Below are 19,633 nucleotides of genomic sequence, written 5' to 3' on the forward strand. Positions count from 1 at the left end.
GCGCCGCACCCCGGCGGGCCCACCCCCACCGGCCTCGACCTCGGACTGCTCCTGCTGCGCCTGGGCATCGGCCTCACCATGGCCGCCCACGGCGCCCAGAAGCTGTTCGGCTGGTTCGACGGCGGCGGCCTGGACGGCACCGGTGAGTTCTTCACCTTCCTCGGCTACCCCGCCGGCGACACCATGGCGCTGGTCGCCGGACTCGCCGAGACCCTCGGCGGCCTCGGTCTCGCCCTGGGCGCGCTGACCCCGCTGGCCGGCGCCGCCGTCGTCGGCACCCTGATCAACGCGATCTTCTCCGCCCACGCCGACGACCCGTTCCTCGGCGGCTACGAGCTGCCGCTGGTCCTCGCCGTCGGAGCCGCCGCCCTGGCCCTGACGGGGCCCGGACGGTACGCCGTCGACCGCTTCCTGCCGCTGCCCACCGCCCTGCGCGAACACCGGCTGGTCCACGGGCTCGGTGCGCTGGCCCTGGCCGTCGTCGCGGCCGCCGTGCTCCTCCTCATCCGCGACTGACCGGGCGCGGCTGTCAGGCCCCGACCGCCACGTCCCACCGGGCTCGCGCATGCGGGCCCGGTGGGTGGCGTGAGACGCTGCCGGACATGGACCGGAACGCGGCCGTCCGCCAGCCCTGGGTCCCGCCCGTGCCGGAGCCGGTGACCGCCGGTCCGCCGCGCGGGATCGACCGTCCGGTACTGACGCAGTCCTGGCTCGACCTGACCTTTGTGCACTGGGCCGTCGAGCCCGCGGCCGTCGGCCCGCTGCTGCCCCCGGGCTGTGTCCCGGACACCCACGGCGGGGTGACGTATGTCGGTCTGATCGCCTTCCGGATGCACCGGATCGGGTGGTTCGGACTGCCGGGGCTTCCCTATTTCGGGACGTTCCCCGAGACCAACGTCCGTCTCTACTCCGTGGACGCCGCCGGCCGCCGGGGTGTCGTCTTCCGCTCGCTGGAGACCTCGCGGCTCGCGGCGGCTCTCGTCGCCCGCGCCGGGTTCGGGCTCCCGTACATGTGGGCGCGGATGGCCGTGCGGCGGGACGGCCGGCGGATCAGCTACGACAGCGCCCGCCGCTGGCCCGGGCCGCGCGGAGCGCGCAGCCGCCTGACGGTCACGGTCGGCGCCCGCATCGCCGAACCGACGCCGCTGGAAGACTTCCTCACCGCCCGCTGGGCCCTGCACAGCCGGGCCTTCGGCCGCACGCTGCACCTGCCCAACAGCCACCCCCGCTGGGCGCTGTACCGGGCCGGGCTGGAGGAGTGCCGGGACGACCTGGTGAGCGCGGCAGGTCTGCCGCGGCCGGAGGGCGATCCGGTCAGTGTGCTGTACTCGCCCGGCGTCCCGGTCCGGTTCGCCCTGCCGTCGCCCGGCACGGCCGAGGAATCCGGCACGGCCGAGGAATCCGGCACGGCCGAGGACCCGGGCGCACGGCGTTCCCGTGAGCGGGGGCGGTCCTGACACGTCGTATTCTGCGTTCCCCTCACCAAGGCCCCCGGCCCGCGCTCCGCGGACCGCGCCCGTTCGTCCCGAGCCGTGACGGCCCGGGCCCAGCCGAGAGATCCACCACCGTGACGCACCCCACCGAACCGCCCGTCCTCGGTCCGCTCGACGACGAGGGCAGGGCTCTCATCTTCACCGACGCCCGCACCGCCCGGACCTTCAGCGACACCCCCGTGAGCGCCGAGGAGCTGACCGGCATCTGGGAGCTGGCCAAGTGGGCGCCCACGGCCGGGAACACCCAGCCGATGCGCGTCCTCTACGTCCGCAGCGACGAGGGGCGCCGCCGGCTGCTGCCGCACATGAGCGAGGGCAACCGCGAGAAGGTCGCCGCCGCACCCGCGACCGCCGTCCTGGCCATGGACACCGACTTCCACGAGAGCCTGCCGCGTCTCGCGCCCCACCGGCCGCGCACCAAGGACCGGTTCGCCGACGACGCCGTCCGCCGGGAGGCGGCCCGGTACAACACCATCCTCCAGGCCGGCTACTTCATCCTGGCCGTCCGCGCCGCCGGGCTGGCGGCCGGGCCGATGCAGGGATTCGACGGCGACGGGGTGGACGGCGAGTTCTTCGCCGGTACCCCGCTGCGTTCGGTGCTGCTGGTCAACATCGGCCACCCCGGGCCCGCCGCGTGGCACGCGCGCCAGGAACGGCTGGCGGACGACGAGGTCATCAGCTGGGCGTAGGCCCCGGCGCCCCGCGCGCGGACGGCCGCCCGCGCGCGGGGCGGGCACGCGCGAACGCACCGGCACACGCGAACGGCCGGGCACACCACGGGTGTGCCCGGCCGTTCGCGGATGGCTCACATCCGGTCGGGCGCCGTGATGCCCAGCAGGTTCAGTCCGCGGGCGAGGGTGTCGCGGCTCAGCCGGCACAGCGCCAGCCGGTTGGCGCGGATCTGCGGGGTCTCCGCCTTCAGCACCGGGCAGGACTCGTAGAAGCCGGTGTACGCCTTGGCCAGCGAGTAGAGGTACCCGGCCAGCCGGTGCGGCTCCAGCGTCGCGGCGACCGAGTCCAGGACGGCGCCGAACTCGTCGAGCAGCAGCGACAGTTCACGCTCCGCCGGGGCCAGCGCCAGGGTGGCGTCGAAGGACGCGGCGGCGGCCTCGTCCGCCGCGCGGCGCAGGATCGACGCGATGCGGGTGTGGGTGTACTGGAGGTAGACGCCGGTCTGCCCGTTGAACGACACCATCTGGTTGACGTCGAAGTTGTAGTTCTTCGCCCGCGACGTCGACAGCTCGGCGTACTTCACGGCGCCGATGCTCGCCAGCCCCGCCACCTCGTCCAGCCGCGCCTCGTCGAGCGTCCCGCCCTTCTCGGCGTCCTTCTCGGCGATGACCTCACGGGCCCGGGCCAGCGCGTCGTCCAGGAGGTCCGCGAGCCGCACCGTCCCGCCGGAACGGGTCTTGAAGGGGCGGCCGTCCGGGCCGTTGATCGTGCCGTTCTGGACGTGGACCGCCTCGACCCCGTCGTGGAGCCAGCCGGCGCGCCGCGCGGTGCGGAAGACCATGTCGAAGTGCTGGGCCTGCCGCGCGTCCACCATGTACAGGATGCGGGTCGCCCCCAGCTCCTGGGTGCGGTACCGGATCGCCGCCAGGTCGGTCGCCGCGTAGCCGAAGCCGCCGTCGCGCTTCTGGACCAGCAGCGGCACCGGGGTGTCCTCCGGGCCGCGGATGTCGTCGTAGAAGACGCAGAGCGCGCCCTCGCTCTCCTCGACGATGCCCTTCTCTCGCAGCTCGTCCACCACGCTCTGGAGCCGGGTGTTGTAGAAGGACTCGCCGGCCACGTCGTCGAGGGTCAGCAGGACCCCGAGCCGTCCGTAGACCTGCTGGAACGCGGCCTCGGACTCGGCGACGATCTCCCGCCAGGCGGCGAGGGTCTCCTCGTCGCCCGACTGGAGTCCCACCACGCGGCGCTGGGCCCGCTCCTTGAACGCCGGGTCGGCGTCGAAGACCTTCCGGGCGTCCCGGTAGAGCTGGTCCAGGGCGGAGACCGCGCTGCCGGCGGCCTGCGCGTCGCCGAGTTCCGCTCCGCGCCAGGCCAGCTGCGGGTTCTCGTCGATGTACTGGATCAGCATGCCGAACTGGGTGCCCCAGTCGCCGACGTGGTTCTGCCGCACGGTCCGCGCGCCCAGGTGGTCGAGGACCCGGGCCAGCGCGTCCCCGATCAGGGTGGAGCGCAGATGCCCGACGTGCATCTCCTTCGCGACGTTCGGCGCGGAGTAGTCGAGGACGGCCACCTCGGCGGCCTGCGTGCGGGGCACGCCCAGCCGGTCGTCGCCCTGCCGGGCCTCCAGCCGCCCGATCAGCGCGGCGTCGCTCAGGGTGATGTTGAGGAAGCCGGGGCCGGAGACCTCGACCGACGCGATCCACGGGACCGCGTCCAGCCGGACGCGCAGCTCCTCGGCGAGCTCACGCGGCTTGCGCCCGATCCGCTTGGCCAGGGACAGGGAGACATTGGACTGGAAGTCGGCGTGGTCGCTGCGTCGGACGAGGGGGTCCTCGCCGGCCAGCTCGGCCGGAACGACCTCACCCATCGCCGCCGAGACGGCGGCCTCCACCTCTGCTGCCAGCGACCGAACCTGCTGCGTCATGTCCGCGAACTTCCTCCACGCGCGAGCCGCGCTGTGCACGCCTGCTCACGCTTGTAGACCGGGTGGGAGTCACGACGCGCACGCGGCCGACCACGGCCCCGGGCGCGCGCCCACGACGACAAGCATGTCAGGTACGGGCGGCCACCGTGGCCGCGCGGTGCCACCGCCCGCGGTTCGCGGCCCCGGAGCGCAGGCCCGCCGTCCCGGCACGGGGCGGCGGCGGCGTGCGGCACGGAGCGGCACCACGCGGCACCGAGCGGCACCGAGCGCCCGGGAGCGGCATCGCCGCCCCGCCGCCTACGCTTCTGGGTATGACGAGCGCCCAGCCCCCCGCCTCCACCGCCCCGGCGCGTCCGGACGGGGGCGGCGCCGCAGAGGGCGAGATCCGCGTGCTCCTCGCCGACGACCAGGCGCTGGTACGCGGCGCCTTCGCGATGCTGGTCGGCTCCGCGCCGGGCATGACGGTGGTGGGGGAGGCCGCGACCGGGCGCGAGGCGGTGGAACTGGCCCGGCGGACGCGCCCCTCGCTGGTGCTGATGGACATCCGCATGCCCGACCTCGACGGCATCGAGGCCACCCGGCTCATCGCGGCGGACGAGCAGCTCGCCGGGGTCCGTGTGCTCGTCCTCACCACCTACGACACCGACGACCACGTGATGGATGCCCTGCGGGCCGGGGCGTCCGGGTTCCTGGTCAAGGACACCCGCCCGGTGGAACTGCTGGACGGAATCCGCACGGTCGCCGCCGGGGACGCGCTGCTCTCGCCGGGCCCCACCGGGCGGCTGATCGCCCGGCTGCTGAGCGTGCCCCCCGCACCGCCACGCGGCCGGACGGCGGGGGACGGCGGCACGGGCCCGGCGGGCCTCTCCGCCCGGGAACTCCAGGTGCTGGAACTGGTGGGGCGCGGACTGAACAACGCGGAGATCGCCGGTGCGCTGAGCCTGTCGCCGCTGACCGCCAAGACCCACGTCAGCCGGGTCATGGGCAAGCTCGCGGCCCGGGACCGGGCACAGCTGGTCATCGCGGCCTACGAGTCGGGGCTGGTCCGCGCGGGCGTCGCGGACGGCCCGGCCGGGGGGCCCGCGCGGACCGTCGGGGACTGACCGCGGGCGCCGCGACCGGGCGGTCCCGCCCGGTACGCCAGAATGGGCCCATGACTCTGTTCCGCGACGACGGCATCGTGCTGCGCACCCAGAAGCTGGGCGAGGCGGACCGGATCATCACCCTGCTCACCCGCGGCCACGGACGGGTCCGGGCGGTCGCCCGGGGGGTGCGGCGCACCTCCTCCAAGTTCGGCGCCCGGCTGGAGCCGTTCTCCCACGTGGACGTGCAGTTCTTCGCCCGGGGCGGCGAGCTGATCGGCCGGGGGCTGCCGATGTGCACCCAGACGGAGACCATCGCCCCCTACGGCCAGGCCATCGTCACCGACTACGCCCGCTACACGGCCGGCACCGCCATGCTGGAGACGGCCGAGCGGTTCACCGACCACGAGGGCGAGCCGAGCGTGCAGCAGTACCTGCTGCTGGTCGGCGGACTGCGGGTGCTGGCCTCCGGCGACCACGCCCCCGGGCTGGTCCTGGACGCCTTCCTGCTGCGCTCCCTCTCCATCGGCGGCTACGCCCCGAGCTTCGCCGACTGCGCCCGGTGCGGCATGCCGGGGCCGAACCGGTTCTTCTCGGTGGCCGCGGGCGGCACCGTCTGCACCGACTGCCGGATGCCGGGCTGCGTCGTCCCGTCCTCCGAGGCGCTGGCGCTGCTCGGCGCGCTGCTGACCGGCGACTGGGCCACCGCCGACGCCGCGGAGCCCCGCCACATGCGCGAGGGGAGCGGCCTGGTCTCGGCCTACCTGCACTGGCACATGGAGCGCGGCCTGCGCTCGCTGCGGTACGTCGACCGCAGTGTCTCCCCGGCACCCGCCGGGGCGGCGGGCTCCGGTGGGACCGCCGGAGCGGGAGCCGTTCCGGACGCGCGCCGCCTGCCGTAACCACCGGCCGTCCCACGGCCGGTGCGCGGGGCGGGGCCGTGCCGCCGGTCCGCTACGCTCGCTCCAGGCCGGAGCTGTGGACCCACCAGTCTCCGGCTGTCGATCCGACCTCTGTGAGAGAGAGCACTGCCATGGCCCGTCGCGGAATGCTGTCCCGGCAGCGTCGCGTGCCCGCCGATTACGCCGCACCCGAGCCGCACCCGTCCGGTGCGCGCCCGCCCAAGCTCCCGGCCGAGCTGGTTCCGGGCCATGTGGCGATCGTGATGGACGGCAACGGCCGCTGGGCCAAGGACCGGGGGCTGCCGCGCACCGAGGGGCACAAGATCGGGGAGAGCGTGGTCCTCGACGTGGTCAAGGGCTGCATCGAACTGGGCGTGCGCAACCTCTCGCTCTACGCCTTCTCCACCGAGAACTGGAAGCGCTCGCCCGACGAGGTGCGGTTCCTGATGGCCTTCAACCGCGACGTCATCGACCGCCGCACCGAGGAGCTGGACGCCATGGGTGTCCGCATCCGCTGGGCCGGCCGTCAGCCGCGGTTGTGGCGCTCGGTCGTCAACAAGCTCCAGGCAGCCGAGGCACGGACCAGGGACAACGAGGCGATGACGCTCTACATGTGCGTCAACTACGGCGGGCGGGCCGAGATCGCCGACGCGGCGGCGAAGCTGGCCATGGACGTCAAGGCCGGACGGCTGGACCCGTCCAAGGTCGACGAGAAGACGCTCGCCCGCTACCTCTACCACCCGGACATGCCGGACGTGGACCTGTTCCTGCGCCCCTCCGGCGAGCAGCGCACCTCCAACTACCTGATCTGGCAGAGCGCCTACGCGGAGATGGTCTACCAGGACATCCTGTGGCCCGACTTCGACCGGCGGAACCTCTGGGACGCCTGCGTCGAGTACGCCTCCCGCGACCGCCGTTTCGGCGGGGCGCTGCCCAACGAGCTCACCGCCGGGGACCGTGGCGCGGAGCCGGGCGGCGACGGGAACCCGACCGCCCGCTGACGCCACGGCCTCCCACGCGGGCGCCGCACCCCCGCCCGCTCGGGGCCGGGTGCGGGCCCGCGCCGGACGGCGTCCGGCCGGGGTCAGCGCGTGAGCCGCCCCGGAGAGCCGCCCCGGATCAGCGAGCGGCCTCCGATCAGCGTGTGGCGGCGCAGTCGCCGCAGGTGCCGAACACCTCGACGGTGTGCGCGACGTCCACGAACCCGTGCTCGACGGCGACGGCGTCCGCCCACTTCTCGACCGCCGGGCCCTCCACCTCCACCGCCTTGCCGCAGGTGCGGCAGACCAGATGGTGGTGGTGGTCGTCGGTGGAACAGCGCCGGTACACCGACTCGCCGTCCTTGGTCCGCAGCACGTCGACCTCGCCCGCGTCGGCGAGGGACTGAAGGGTGCGGTAGACGGTGGTCAGCCCGACCGAGTCGCCCCGGTGCTTGAGCAGATCATGCAGCTCCTGCGCGCTGCGGAACTCGTCCACCTCGGCGAGCGCCTCCGCCACCGCCGCCCGCTGGCGGGTCGACCGCCCACGGACCGGTGGTCCTGCCGTCACCACGATGCCTCCTCGGAAGATCCTCGGAATTCCTGTACCCGCACGGCTCCCGTACAGGGATGCCATTGTGCCAGGACATCAGGGTGCTGGGGCGACGTCCGTTCTCGGGGCCGCCGTCGCGGGGGCCGCCCGGCGCGCGCGACGGCGGGAGAGCGGGACGGCCAGAACCGAGATCAGGGCGAACAGGCCGAGGGCGATCAGCACGATGGTCGCACCGGGCGGGACGTCGGCGTGGTACGAGGTGACGGTGCCGGAGACCGACACCAGCACGCCGAAGCCGACGGACAGCCCCAGCGTGGTCGCGAACCCCCGGGTGACCTGCTGGGCGGCCACCACCGGGATCACCATCAGCGCGCTGACCAGCAGCAGCCCGACCACCCGCATGGCGACGGTGACGGTCGCGGCGGCGGTCACGGCGAGCAGCAGGTTGAGCGCCCGCACCGGCAGGCCGGTGACCCGGGCGAACTCCTCGTCCTGGCACACCGAGAACAGCTGCCGCCGCAGCCCGAAGGAGACCAGCAGCACGAACGCCGAGAGGATCATGATCGCGTTGATGTCGCTGGGGGAGACGGTGTTGACCGAGCCGAAGAGGTAGGTCGTGAGATTTGCGGTGGACCCTCCCGGCGCCAGGTTGATGATCATGACGCCACCGGCCATGCCGCCGTAGAACAGCATCGCCAGGGCGATGTCACCGCGCGCGCGGCCGGAGGAGCGGACCAGCTCCATGGCGACCGCACCGATCACGGAGACCAGCACGGCCATCCACACCGGGTTGGCGGAGAGCAGGAACCCCAGCGCGACGCCGGTCAGCGCCACATGGCCGATGCCGTCGCCCATCAGCGCCTGCCGGCGCTGCACCAGGTAGATCCCCACCGCCGGGGCGGCGATCCCGATCAGCAGCGCCGCCTGGAGCGCGCGCTGCATGAACGGGTAGTCGAGGACTTCCAGCATGATCCGTCCGTTTCCGCTGTTCGGTGTGCCGGTCGCGGCGGGCCGGGTGGCCCTGGCGCGCCGGGCGGCGATGGCGCCGCATGTCATTCGGAGGATGCGGCCTCGGAGGGCGCGGTCCCGGGAGGACGCGGCCCCCAGAAGGCGCGGCCCTCAGAAGATGCCGGTCTGGAGCGGTGGCACCACGGAGGGGTCCAGCTCGTCGTCGGGATGGCAGGCGTGGCTGTCGGGCAGTTCGGAGGGGTGTTCCACCACCCGTTCCACCATTCCGCCGGAGAGCACCACGGCCCGGTCGATCAGTGGCTCCAGCGGGCCCAGCTCGTGCAGCACCAGCAGCACCGAGACGCCTCGGTCCGTCTGCTCCCGCAGGGTGTCGGCCAGTATTCGCTGGCTGCCGAGGTCCACGCCCGCCAGCGGCTCGTCCATGATCAGCAGCTCCGGCTCGGTGGTGAGCGCCCGTGCGATCAGCACCCGCTGGTGCTGTCCGCCGGAGAGGGAGTCCACCGGCTCGCCCGCCCGGTCGGCGAGGCCGACCCGCTCCAGGGCCCGCTGCACGGCGTCCCGGTCGGCGCGGCCCAGGGGACGCAGCCCGCGCCGCGACAGGCGTCCGGCCGCGACGACCTCACGGACGGTGGCCGGGACCCCGCCCGCCGCCGTGGAGCGCTGCGGGACGTACCCGATCCGGTGCCAGGCGCGGAAGCGACGGACCGGTGTACCGAAGAGCCGCAGCTCGCCGCCGGTCAGCGGCACCTGCCCGACCGCCGCCCGCACGCTGGTGGACTTGCCGGAGCCGTTGGCGCCCAGCAGCGCCACCACCTCGCCCGGCCCGACCGCCAGATCGACGCCACGCAGCACCGGCCGGCCGCCGAGTTCGGCGGTCACCCCGCTGAGGGATATGACAGGCTCCATGGGTGACTCCGTGGGTCGGGTGGTCGGGGGACGGATCGGCGGTCGGGGGACGCGCACGTGCTTCCTCCCGGAGAGTGTCCTACGAGGTCGCGCCCAGCGCCTTCTGCAGGGCCTCCAGGTTGGAGCGCATGACCTCGAAGTAGTCGTCGCCCCGCGAGTCCTCGGTGATCCCCTCGACCGGGTCGAGGACGTCGGTCTCCAGGCCGAGATCCTGGGCGAGGGTGGTGGCCATGGCGTCACTCGCCAGCACCTCGAAGAAGACCGTGGTCACCTTCTCGCGGTCGGCGATGGTGTGCAGTTCCTTCATGCGGGCGCCGCTGGGCTCGGACTCCGGGTCGAGGCCGGCGATGGCCTCCTCGTCCAGCCCGTACCGCTCGGCCAGGTAGCCGAACGCGGCGTGGGTGGTGATGATCGTGTCGATCTCGCGGTTGGCGAGGCCGGCCTCGAACTCCTCGTCCAGGGCGCCGAGTTCGGCTTCGAGGGCGTCGGCGTTCTTGCGGTAGTCGGCGGCGTTGTCCGGGTCGGCCTCGGCCAGGGTGTCGGCGACGCCCTGGGCGGCGACGGCGTAGGTCAGCGGGTCCAGCCAGAGGTGCGGGTCGCCGTCCCCGTGGTCGTGGCCGTGGTGGTGCCCGTCGTGGCCGTGGTCGTCCTCGTCGGCGTGGTCCTCGTCCTCCTCGGCGTGGTCGTGGTCCTCGTCGCCGTGGTCGTGCCCGTGGTCGTCGTCGTCGGCGTGGTCGTGCCCGTGGTCGTCGTCGTCGGCGTGGTCGTGCCCGTGGTCGTCCTCGTCCGCGTGCTCGTGCCCGTGGTCGTCGTCGTCCGCGTGGTCCTCGTCGTCGTGCGGCTCCTCCTCGGCGTCCGCGTCGGAGTCGTCGCCGTCGTCGCCGTCGTCGGTGCCGGGGGCGGCGTTGACGAAGGACATGGCCTCGGCGATGTGCTCGACGCCGGACTGCGCGATGGCGCTGTCGACGGCGGGCTGGAGTCCTTCGAGGTAGACGATCACGTCGGACTCGCTCAGCGCCCCGACCTGCTTGGGGCTGAGGTCCAGGTCGTGCGGGTCCACGCCGGGCGAGGTGAGGGTGGTGACGTCGACGAGGTCCCCGCCGACGCGCTCCGCCAGGTAGGCCATCGGATAGAAGGAGGCCGAGACGGCGAGCTTTCCGTCCGATCCCTCCGCGCTGCCCGATCCGCCCGTCGCATCGTCACCGCAGGCGCTCAGCGTGAGCACGGAGAGTGCGGCCGTGGTGGCGAGGGCGGACCTGGTTATCCGGGGGCGACGCGAGGCGCGAGCTTTGGTCATGACAGCCATTTTCAAGGGATATGGAAACCGTTGTCAATTGTGTGCGCTGTCTGCTGGCTCACCCTCCGCGTCCGGCCGTCCTCGCGCTGGCCAAAGCACGCGTCCCCGATTTGGTGATGGGCCCTTGCCCGCCGGTAATCTTGGGCGACTCCCATCGCCGTCCTGAAGAGAGCACCGTGGCCGCCGACAAGATCGACACCATCGTCAGCCTCAGCAAGCGCCGTGGCTTCGTCTACCCCTGCAGTGAGATCTACGGCGGCCAGCGCGCCGCCTGGGACTACGGACCGCTGGGCGTGGAGCTGAAGGAGAACATCAAGCGTCAGTGGTGGCGCTACATGGTCACCTCTCGCGAGGACGTGGTCGGCCTTGACTCCTCGGTGATCCTGGCGAGCGAGGTGTGGGAGGCCTCCGGCCACGTCGCCACCTTCAGCGACCCGCTCACCGAGTGCACCTCCTGCCACAAGCGGTTCCGCGCGGACCACCTGGAAGAGGCATACGAGGCCAAGCACAACCGTCTCCCCGAGAACGGCCTCGCCGACATCAACTGCCCGCACTGCGGCAACAAGGGCTCCTTCACCGAGCCCAAGCAGTTCTCCGGCCTGCTCTCCACCCACCTCGGCCCGACCCAGGACTCCGGCTCGGTCGCCTACCTGCGCCCCGAGACCGCCCAGGGCATCTTCACCAACTTCGCCCAGGTCCAGCAGACCTCCCGGAAGAAGCCGCCGTTCGGCATCGCCCAGATGGGCAAGTCGTTCCGGAACGAGATCACGCCGGGCAACTTCATCTTCCGGACCCGCGAGTTCGAGCAGATGGAGATGGAGTTCTTCGTCAAGCCGGGCGAGGACGAGCAGTGGCAGGAGTACTGGATGGAGCAGCGCTGGAACTGGTACCGCAACCTCGGCCTCCAGGAGGCCAACATGCGCTGGTACGAGCACCCGGCCGAGAAGCTGTCGCACTACTCCAAGCGCACCGCCGACATCGAGTACCGCTTCCAGTTCGGCGGCAGTGAGTGGGGCGAGCTGGAGGGCGTCGCCAACCGCACCGACTACGACCTCGGCGCGCACTCCAAGGCCTCCGGCCAGGACCTCGCCTACTTCGACCAGGAGGCCGGCGAGCGCTGGACCCCCTACGTCATCGAGCCCGCGGCCGGTGTCGGCCGGGCCATGCTGGCCTTCATGCTCGACGCCTACCTGGAGGACGAGGCGCCGAACGCCAAGGGCAAGCTGGAGAAGCGCGTCGTGATGCGGCTCGACCCGCGCCTGGCGCCGGTGAAGGTCGCGGTCCTGCCGCTGTCCCGCAACCCGCAGCTGTCGCCGAAGGCCCGCGGCCTGGCCGAGGCCCTGCGCCGTCACTGGAACATCGAGTTCGACGACGCCGGTGCCATCGGCCGCCGCTACCGTCGCCAGGACGAGATCGGCACGCCGTTCTGCGTCACCGTCGACTTCGACACCCTGGACGACAACGCGGTGACCGTGCGTGAGCGCGACACCATGAAGCAGGAGCGGGTCTCGCTCGACCAGATCGAGTCCTACCTCGGCGGCCGGCTGATCGGCTGCTGATCCGGCCGGTGGCGCCCCCGTGCGGGGAGCGGCGCCACCGGCGGACAGCGCCCGGGCCGGGCGGAGCCACCGTGCTCCGCCCGGCCCGGGCGTCCGTCGTCCGGGGTCGCGCTCCCCGCTTCGGGGCGGCATTCGCCGCGTGGCGGGACGATGCGCGACAATGGCGACGCCGCCGGGGCCACCGTGCCCGTGCCGGCGGCACACCCCAGTCCCGTACCGCAGCACAGCCGAGGACCGCCCGTATGCCCGAGACAGCCGTCGCCGCGCCGTTGCAGATCGGCCCGCACACGGTCTCCCCGCCCGTGGTGCTGGCACCCATGGCGGGCATCACCAACGCGCCGTTCCGCACCCTGTGCCGCGAGTTCAGCGGCGGACGCGGGCTCTTCGTCAGCGAGATGATCACCACCCGCGCGCTGGTGGAGCGCAACGCCAAGACGATGCGGCTGGTGCACTTCGACGCCACCGAGAAGCCGCGCTCCATCCAGCTCTACGGTGTGGACCCGGTCACGGTCGGGCAGGCCGCCCGCATGATCAGCGAGGAGGACCTCGCCGACCACATCGACCTCAACTTCGGCTGCCCGGTCCCCAAGGTCACCCGCCGCGGCGGCGGTTCGGCGCTCCCGTACAAGCGGAACCTGCTGCGCTCCATCCTCCGTGAGGCCGTCGCCGGAGCGGGGGGCCTGCCGGTGACGATGAAGATGCGCAAGGGTATCGACGACGACCACCTGACCTACCTGGACGCCGGACGGATCGCCGTCGAGGAGGGCATCACCGCCATCGCGCTGCACGGCCGCACCGCCGCCCAGCACTACGGTGGCACCGCCGACTGGGACGCCATCGCCCGGCTCAAGGAGACCGTGCCGGAGGTCCCGGTGCTCGGCAACGGCGACATCTGGTCCGCCGCCGACGCGCTGCGCATGGTCCGGTACACCGGATGCGACGGCGTCGTGGTGGGCCGCGGCTGCCTGGGACGCCCCTGGCTCTTCGCCGACCTGGTGGCCGCCTTCGACGGCCGGGGCCCCGAGTCGGCGGCCCGCCCCACCCTCCGCGAGGTGGCCGCGACCATGGTGCGGCACGCGACGCTGCTCGGGGAGTGGCTGGAGGACGAGAGCCGCGGGGTGATCGACTTCCGCAAGCACGTCGCCTGGTACACCAAGGGCTTCTCCGTCGGCTCCGAGCTGCGCCGCCGGCTGGCCGTCACCTCCTCGCTGGCCCAACTCTCCGAGCTGCTCGGGGAACTGGAGCTGGACCAGGCGTGGCCGGAGGGCGCCGACGGCCCCCGCGGCCGGACGTCGAGCCGCAACCGGGTGGTGCTCCCCGACGGCTGGCTCGACGACCCCTACGACTGCGCCGCGGTCACCGCCGACGCGGAGCTGGACACGTCGGGCGGGTGACCCGGCGAGCCGGTGGGCCCGCGCCCGCCGGCCGCGCGGTCAGGCCGCCGCCGCCACCCCGGCGCGGGTGGCCACGGCCGTGAGGAGCGCGAACGGCGCCGCCGCCGCCCAGGACTGCGGTGCGCAGGCGTGCGGGTGCGGCACCGGCCGGGCGTGACCCTCTCGCGCGTACCCCGCGATCACCTCCGGCAGCCGGCCGTTGCCCGCCGCGGCGGTCGCTACCACCGCCTCCGCCACCGTGCGGGCCTCCTCGGCCAGCCCGTGCCGCGCCAGGCCGAGAGCGAGGACCGCGTTGTCGTGGGGCCAGACGGCGCCCCGGTGGTAGGCGAGCGGATGGTAGGCGCCCTGACCGGCGGCGAGGGTGCGCACACCCCAGCCGGAGAAGAAGTCCCCGCGCAGCAGCCTGCGGCCGGCTCGTACCGCGAGGTCGCCGTCGAGGATGCCGGACCACAGCAGGTGACCGGCGTCCGAGGCGAGGGCGTCGACCCGGCTGCCGTCCCCGTCCAGGGCCAGCGCGGTGAGGTCGTGCTCGTCCATCCAGAAGTCCTCGCGGAACCGTTCCCGCAACGCGGTCGCCGCCGCGTCCAGGCCGTCCGCGTAGGCCGGGTCGTCCCAGACGGTGCGGGCCAGCCCGGCCGTGCGGCGCAGTGCGTCGTAGGCGTAGCCCTGGGCGACGGCGGCGCTCACCCGGCCCTGCGCCGGGGTGCCGTCGGCGTGGCAGATGGCGTCGGCGGAGTCCTTCCAGCTCTGGTTCGCCACGCCACCCTGGTCGGGGTGGTAGACGAGGTAGCCGTGGTCGCGCAGCCCGCCGTGCTCGAACATCCAGCTGACGGCGGCGCGGGCGTGGCGTTCCAGCCGTCGCGCCAGCTTGTCGTCTGCGGCGTGTTCGGCGTGGGCGCCGAGCAGGACCAGGAACAGCGGGGTGCTGTCCACCGAGCCGTAGTACCGGCCGTAGGGGACCTGGCCGAAGTGGGCGAGCTCGCCCTGGCGCATCTCGTGGACGATCTTGCCGGGCTGGGCGATGCGGGCCGGCTCGTCGGCGGTGGCCTGCGCGGCGGCGAGCGCCAGCAGTGTGTCGGCGGCCAGCGCCGGGCGGTAGGGGAGCGCGAACAGCGAGGTGAGCAGGGCGTTGCGGCCGAGCAGAGTGACGAACCACGGCACTCCGGCGGCCGGTACGCGCAGCACCTCGCCGTCGGGACCGGTGGCGGTGGTGCGCAGCGCGGCGAGATCGGCCAGGCCGCGGCGGCAGGCGGCGTCGAGTTCCGGCCACGATCCGTTGGTCCCGGCGCCCGGAGCGGTCAGCACGTCGGTGGCCAGGAGGCCGGTGGTGAGCACTTCCGTGGTCAGGGCGTCGGTGGTCAGGGCGTCCGTGGTCAGGACGCCGGCGCCGGTCAGTGCGTCGCGGGGCGGCACGGCGGCGGGGCCGTCCGCTCCGGCCCGTCCGGCGTGCGGGAGGAAGCCGTCGTCACCCGAGGCCGGTTCGGGCGCTCCGTGCGGCAACGGCACGACGCGCAGGGTCAGTTCGGCGGCGGCATGCGGCTCCGGCGAGATCCGCCACACCAGGCGCCGGGCCCCGCTGCCGGTCTCCTCGACCGCGTCCGGGGGCGGGCTCGCCGTGATGAGGGTGCGGGAGTGCCACTCCTGGCGGCGGTAGCCGAACTCGATGCCGTCGGGCAGGACATGGCGGCTGCGGACGGCGTGGGGCTTCTCGTACCAGCGGTGGTCCGACCGCAGTTCGAACTGGTCGGCGAAGTCGGCGTCGACGGTGATGGCGACCAGGGCCGCACCGGCGTGGTGCCGGTTGCCGGTGATGCGCAGGGTCTCGACCAACGCGCCGTCGGCGATGGTCTGTTCACGGAAGACGGTGTGCGCCGGTGGTTCCGCGCGGCTGCCGGCGGGGATCAGCACGCTCTCGGAGCGTGGCCCTTCGGAGGCCGGGACCAGGACGGTCGGGGTGGTGCCGTCGATGGTCAACTGCCAGCGGCTGAGGTGCCGGGCGTCGCCGGCGAACAGGCCGTCCGGGGTGTCCCCCCGTGCCCCGGTGATGTCCCCGGAGGGACCGATCGTGGCGAAGGTGCCGTTGTGCACCAGAAGTCTGTGGTGCGTCGAGTTCATCGTGCGCAGCCCTCCCTGGGTCCCTCACGCTCGTCCGTCACGCGTCAACGCGCTGTGTGCCGTGGGTGGTTCTCGGTGCGGCCGGTGCCCGGCCCGACCGGCGCCGCGCCGGGGGTGCGGTCCGGGCGGGCTGTCAGCTCGTGCCCCCGGCCGTGCCGTCGTCCCCGGCGGTGGCGCCGTCGGGGACGGTGCGGGATCCGCCGCTGTGGCGGAGCACGGCCGGGTGACCGGCCGCGGTGTGTGGTACGCCGGCGGCGCGGTGGCCGTCGGTGGTCTGCGCGTCGGTGGCCAGCAGGTCCACGGTGAGCGCGGCCGTCCAGCCGAACTCCCTGGTCCCGTGGGCCGCCAGGGTGTGGGGGTCGAGGTACTCGGCGAAGCCGGATCCGGCGGCGGCGGTGACGGCGGCGGTCCGCAGGTCGCGGGCCTCGCGCTCCGCGCCGTGCAGCCGAAGTCCGCGCTCCACCAGCCAGTTGACGTTGAACCAGGCCGGACCGCGCCAGTAGCGCGAGGGGTCGAAGGCGGGGCCCAGCAGGTCGTGGCTGGGCACGAGCCGGGTGGAGGTGCCCAGGCCGAAGTGGGGTCCTGCCAGGGTGCGGCGCAGCTCCGTCACGGCCTGGGCGGGCAGGTCGGGCGCGATGAGCGGCAGCAGCCCGGCGGCGCCGCGCTCCGCCAGCAGCCGCTCGCCGACGAGGTCCCGGGGGTGGAAGAGGCCGGTGTGCGGGTTCCACAGCCGGTCCACCAGGGCCCCGGTCCGGCGGCGGGCGGCCGCGCGGTGCGCGGCTCCGTCGAGGCCGAGGGCGTCGGCGATGTCACCGAGGGCGTGTTCGGAGGCGATCAGCAGCGCGTTGAGACCGGGGTCCTCCACGGCGAAGGGATGCGGCGCGGTGGCGTCGTCGTAGTCGTGGTCCCGGTAGTCGGCGGCGAGCCGGACGTACCGGCCGTAGTCCAGGTCGGTGGGCCGGTCGTCGGCGGCGCCGTGGTCGAGGTCGGCGCGGCGGAACCCCCGGGGGTTCGCGGGGGTGATCCGGGCGAGCGGCCGGTCCCAGGCGGGGCTGTTGTCCATGCCGGACTCCCACGGGTGGACGATCGCGGCCAGGCCGCCGCCGCCCAGGTCGCGCGGGCCGGTGAGGTAGTTCTGCCAGGCGAGGAGCGCGGGGTGGAGTCCGGCGAGGAAGCCCTCGGCGGCGGAGCCCTCAGGGTCGGCACGGTGCACCAGCCAGGCGGCGAGGGCGTGGACCGGGGGCTGGACGATGCCGGAGGTCTCGGCTGCGCTCGGCGCTCCGCGCCCGGCGCCGTGGTAGGAGGAGCGCCAGAAGTCGGGGCTGGGGAAGTAGGCGCCCAGTGGCACGTCCGGGTGAAAGACGATGTGCGGTACGCGGCCGTCCGACCACTGCGCCGCGAACAGCGTGCGCAGCTCACGCCGGGCGCGTGCGGGGTCGAGATGGCGCTGGCCGATGGCGATGAACGCGGAGTCCCAGCTCCACTGGTGCGGGTAGAGGCCGCGGCTGGGAACGGTCGAGCCGCCGCACCAGTTGGCCCGCAGCACCCGGCGCGCGGCGCGGGTGATGGCGCGGGCGCGCGGCGGGAGGAGGCCGGGACGGACGGGGTGGTACGGGCTGTGCGCGAGCAGTCGTGTCGTCATTCCGCCTCCACACCCGGAGCCCCCGACACGGGCGCGGCCGCATCGCTTATGCAGAAGATACCGCAGAGTTACGTCGGCTTAACACGCAAAAGCATGAATGTAGTATCACTCACGTAGACAGAAGGCGGGTCTCGCCAGGCGATCCGGCACCACCGCGCGGTGCGGGCGGGGTTAGCGTGGACCCGCCGTACCGGGCACGGCAGCCGGGCGGAACCGTCGTCACCGCTACCCGGGACCAGGAGTCCGTCATGAACCAGGGGAGCGCCGGACAGCTGCTGCAGCTGATCCGCAGTGGCCGCGCCACCACCCGCGGCGAGTTGCAACGCGTCACGTCCCTCTCCCGCTCCACCGTCGGCGCCCGGCTCGATCTGCTCTTCGGCGCCGGCTGGGTCCGGGAGTCGGCCGGCCCCGCGTCCACCTCCACCGGTGGACGGCCCGCCGTCCGCCTGGAGTTCGACACCGCCCACGCCGTGGTGCTGGTCGCCGACCTGGAGACCCGGCACGCCCGGGCGGCGGTCGCCGACCTGGCGGGCACCGTGCTGACCGAGCACACCGGACCGGTGCTGGTGGAGGACGGGCCGGAGGTCGTACTGCCGCTGCTCGCCGACTGGTTCGCGGCGCTGCTGGAGGAGGCGGGGATGCCCGCCGAGGCGGTCTGCGGCATCGGTCTGGCGGTGCCCGGCCCGGTGGACCGCGGGCGGGTGGTGCAGCCGCCGATCATGCCCGGCTGGGACGGTCACCCCGTCGCCGACCGGCTCGGCGCCGAGTTCGCGCGCGCCACCGGCGGTTCGCCCGACATCCCGGTGCTGGTGGAGAACGACGCCAACCTCATGGCGTACGCCGAGCAGCGCCACGCCCATCCCGAGTGCTCCGCCTTCCTGCTGGTCAAGGTCTCCACCGGCATCGGCGCCGGACTGGTGGTCGACGGCGGCGTCTACCGCGGTATCGACGGCGGCGCCGGCGACATCGGCCACATCCGGCTCGCCGACGCGCCCGACGCCCTGTGCCGCTGCGGCTCCTACGGCTGCCTCGCCGCCGTCGCCAGCGGCCGGGCGCTGGCCGGACAGCTCACCGCGCTGGGGGTACCCGCCGCCTCCGGTTCCGACGTGCGGGAGCTGCTGGCGGACGGGCGCCCCGAGGCGGTCCGGCTGGCCAGGGAGGCGGGCCGCCGGGTCGGAGAGGTGCTGGCCACGGTGGTCTCGCTGATCAACCCGGGCGTCCTGATGATCGCCGGGGACCTGGCCGGTCCGCCGTTCCTGACCGGGGTGCGGGAGCTGCTGTACCAGCGGGCGATGCCGCGCACCACCGTCCACCTCCAGATGGTGACCTCCCGGCTGGGGGAGCGGGCGGGGCTGCTCGGCGCGGGCGCCATGGTGGTCGACCTGCTCTACGGCGCGGACCGCGCCGACGCGCGCCTCGCCGCCGCCCGCCCGGCGCCCGGCGCGGGCGTGCGCGCGGCCGGCTGACGCTGGCCTGCGAGGTCGGCCGCGCAAGGTCGGTCGCGCGAGGCCGGTCGCGCGAGGTCGGCGCTCGTGCGCGGCCTGCCGATGGTCGGGCGGCGCGCCCTCAGTCGGGGATCAGCCGCATGGTGGCCGCGCGGGCGGCGGTGCCGGTGATGTCGCGCAGGATGTTCTCCGCGTAGCGCCCGTACTTGTCGCGGTAGGCGGCGTCGAGCTCGTCGTTCAGCTCGGTGTCCTGGTCGGCGTCGGCGTCCACGAAGGTGACGTCGCGGCTGAGGCCCCCGGCGTCGACGTGGCCCCGGTGGCGGGCCCGGGTGCCCTTGAACCAGGTGGAGCCGCGCCCTCTGACAGAGCGGACGTACAGGTCGTCGCCGTGGCGGACGACCCAGATGGTGCGCGGGCGCTGGAGGGTTCCGTCGTCCCGGCGCGAGGTGATCTCCATCTCCTCCGCGGAGCCGATCCGCTCGCGTTCGTCGGGTGTCCAGGTGGTCGCCATGGTGAGTCACTCCTTGCCTGGTGGGCCGGTCCGCCCGCTTCCGTGCGGACGGTGCCGTACTTCCGAGGGTGCGAGCGGAGCGGCGGTCCGGCCACCCGGGAGTGCCGGCCCGGCCACCGGGAGCGGTGCGGCCCGGTGGCCGTGGGCGCCGACTCGCCGGTCGCGGCCGTTCGGGTGACCCTGGTGGGGACC

17 protein-coding genes are annotated in these 19,633 nt (G+C 73.8%); 9 read left to right on the forward strand and 8 right to left on the reverse strand.

Features of this window, described 5'->3' with window-relative positions:
• From E0D90_RS05530 to E0D90_RS05540, 3 genes are all read left to right on the forward strand, one after another.
• Positions 1-516, forward strand: a 516-nt coding sequence (locus E0D90_RS05530; RefSeq protein ID WP_438827372.1) for a DoxX family protein, incomplete at its 5' end; no start/stop codon positions are given.
• An 86-nt stretch (positions 517-602) separates the two neighbouring features.
• Positions 603-1,457: a YqjF family protein gene (locus tag E0D90_RS05535; RefSeq protein ID WP_130796817.1), complete on the forward strand. Its 855-nt coding sequence runs from the start codon at positions 603-605 to the stop codon at positions 1,455-1,457.
• A 110-nt stretch (positions 1,458-1,567) separates the two neighbouring features.
• A complete protein-coding gene (locus E0D90_RS05540) occupies positions 1,568-2,182 on the forward strand; it encodes a malonic semialdehyde reductase (RefSeq protein ID WP_103528893.1) in 615 nt (204 codons plus the stop codon).
• A 116-nt stretch (positions 2,183-2,298) separates the two neighbouring features.
• On the opposite strand, the gene argS is transcribed toward E0D90_RS05540, so the two are convergent.
• Positions 2,299-4,089, reverse strand: a complete 1,791-nt coding sequence (gene argS, locus E0D90_RS05545; protein WP_130796818.1) for an arginine--tRNA ligase — start codon at positions 4,087-4,089, stop codon at positions 2,299-2,301.
• Between the two features lie 311 nt (positions 4,090-4,400).
• Between argS and E0D90_RS05550 the strand changes: the two genes are divergently transcribed.
• The 3 genes from E0D90_RS05550 to E0D90_RS05560 all read left to right on the forward strand — a co-directional run bounded on the left by E0D90_RS05550 (position 4,401) and on the right by E0D90_RS05560 (position 7,074).
• Positions 4,401-5,192 carry a response regulator transcription factor gene (locus tag E0D90_RS05550; protein WP_130796819.1) on the forward strand — a complete coding sequence of 264 codons (792 nt, stop codon included), beginning with the start codon at positions 4,401-4,403 and terminating at the stop codon, positions 5,190-5,192.
• A 50-nt stretch (positions 5,193-5,242) separates the two neighbouring features.
• Entirely contained in the window at positions 5,243-6,073 is an 831-nt protein-coding gene (recO, locus tag E0D90_RS05555) for a DNA repair protein RecO (RefSeq protein WP_130796820.1), read from the forward strand.
• Between the two features lie 131 nt (positions 6,074-6,204).
• Positions 6,205-7,074, forward strand: coding sequence for an isoprenyl transferase (locus E0D90_RS05560; protein WP_130796821.1), 870 nt, complete (start codon positions 6,205-6,207; stop codon positions 7,072-7,074).
• Between the two features lie 136 nt (positions 7,075-7,210).
• Here E0D90_RS05560 and E0D90_RS05565 read toward each other — a convergent pair whose 3' ends face one another.
• From E0D90_RS05565 to E0D90_RS05580, 4 genes are all read right to left on the reverse strand, one after another.
• The gene (locus E0D90_RS05565) at positions 7,211-7,624 is read right to left on the reverse strand and encodes a Fur family transcriptional regulator (RefSeq protein WP_130796822.1); all 414 of its coding nucleotides are present in this window, start codon (positions 7,622-7,624) and stop codon (positions 7,211-7,213) included.
• Positions 7,625-7,699: 75 nt separating this feature from the next.
• Positions 7,700-8,572, reverse strand: a complete 873-nt coding sequence (locus tag E0D90_RS05570) for a metal ABC transporter permease (RefSeq protein ID WP_170214919.1) — start codon at positions 8,570-8,572, stop codon at positions 7,700-7,702.
• Positions 8,573-8,722: 150 nt separating this feature from the next.
• Positions 8,723-9,478 (reverse strand): metal ABC transporter ATP-binding protein, encoded by a 756-nt coding sequence (locus tag E0D90_RS05575; RefSeq protein WP_130796823.1) that lies wholly within the window; start codon positions 9,476-9,478, stop codon positions 8,723-8,725.
• 79 nt (positions 9,479-9,557) lie between these two features.
• Entirely contained in the window at positions 9,558-10,775 is a 1,218-nt protein-coding gene (locus E0D90_RS05580) for a metal ABC transporter substrate-binding protein (protein WP_130796824.1), read from the reverse strand.
• A gap of 176 nt (positions 10,776-10,951) precedes the next feature.
• On the opposite strand from E0D90_RS05580, the gene E0D90_RS05585 reads away from it, so the two are divergent.
• Together E0D90_RS05585 and dusB are read left to right on the forward strand one after the other, a co-directional pair.
• Positions 10,952-12,334 carry a glycine--tRNA ligase gene (locus tag E0D90_RS05585; RefSeq protein ID WP_103504767.1) on the forward strand — a complete coding sequence of 461 codons (1,383 nt, stop codon included), beginning with the start codon at positions 10,952-10,954 and terminating at the stop codon, positions 12,332-12,334.
• Between the two features lie 242 nt (positions 12,335-12,576).
• Positions 12,577-13,728 (forward strand): tRNA dihydrouridine synthase DusB, encoded by a 1,152-nt coding sequence (dusB, locus tag E0D90_RS05590; protein ID WP_130796825.1) that lies wholly within the window; start codon positions 12,577-12,579, stop codon positions 13,726-13,728.
• 39 nt (positions 13,729-13,767) lie between these two features.
• On the opposite strand, the gene E0D90_RS05595 is transcribed toward dusB, so the two are convergent.
• Positions 13,768-15,843: an amylo-alpha-1,6-glucosidase gene (locus E0D90_RS05595; RefSeq protein ID WP_130796826.1), complete on the reverse strand. Its 2,076-nt coding sequence runs from the start codon at positions 15,841-15,843 to the stop codon at positions 13,768-13,770.
• Between the two features lie 133 nt (positions 15,844-15,976).
• Positions 15,977-17,485: an MGH1-like glycoside hydrolase domain-containing protein gene (locus E0D90_RS05600; RefSeq protein WP_174856147.1), complete on the reverse strand. Its 1,509-nt coding sequence runs from the start codon at positions 17,483-17,485 to the stop codon at positions 15,977-15,979.
• 248 nt (positions 17,486-17,733) lie between these two features.
• On the opposite strand from E0D90_RS05600, the gene E0D90_RS05605 reads away from it, so the two are divergent.
• On the forward strand, positions 17,734-18,951 hold the full coding sequence (locus tag E0D90_RS05605) for an ROK family protein (protein ID WP_130796827.1): 1,218 nt from the start codon (positions 17,734-17,736) through the stop codon (positions 18,949-18,951).
• 100 nt (positions 18,952-19,051) lie between these two features.
• On the opposite strand, the gene E0D90_RS05610 is transcribed toward E0D90_RS05605, so the two are convergent.
• Positions 19,052-19,441 (reverse strand): DUF2255 family protein, encoded by a 390-nt coding sequence (locus E0D90_RS05610; RefSeq protein ID WP_130796828.1) that lies wholly within the window; start codon positions 19,439-19,441, stop codon positions 19,052-19,054.
• Positions 19,442-19,633: the final 192 nt, after the last annotated feature.

The organism is Streptomyces otsuchiensis, assembly GCF_004305975.1.
GTDB lineage: Bacteria > Actinomycetota > Actinomycetes > Streptomycetales > Streptomycetaceae > Streptomyces > Streptomyces otsuchiensis.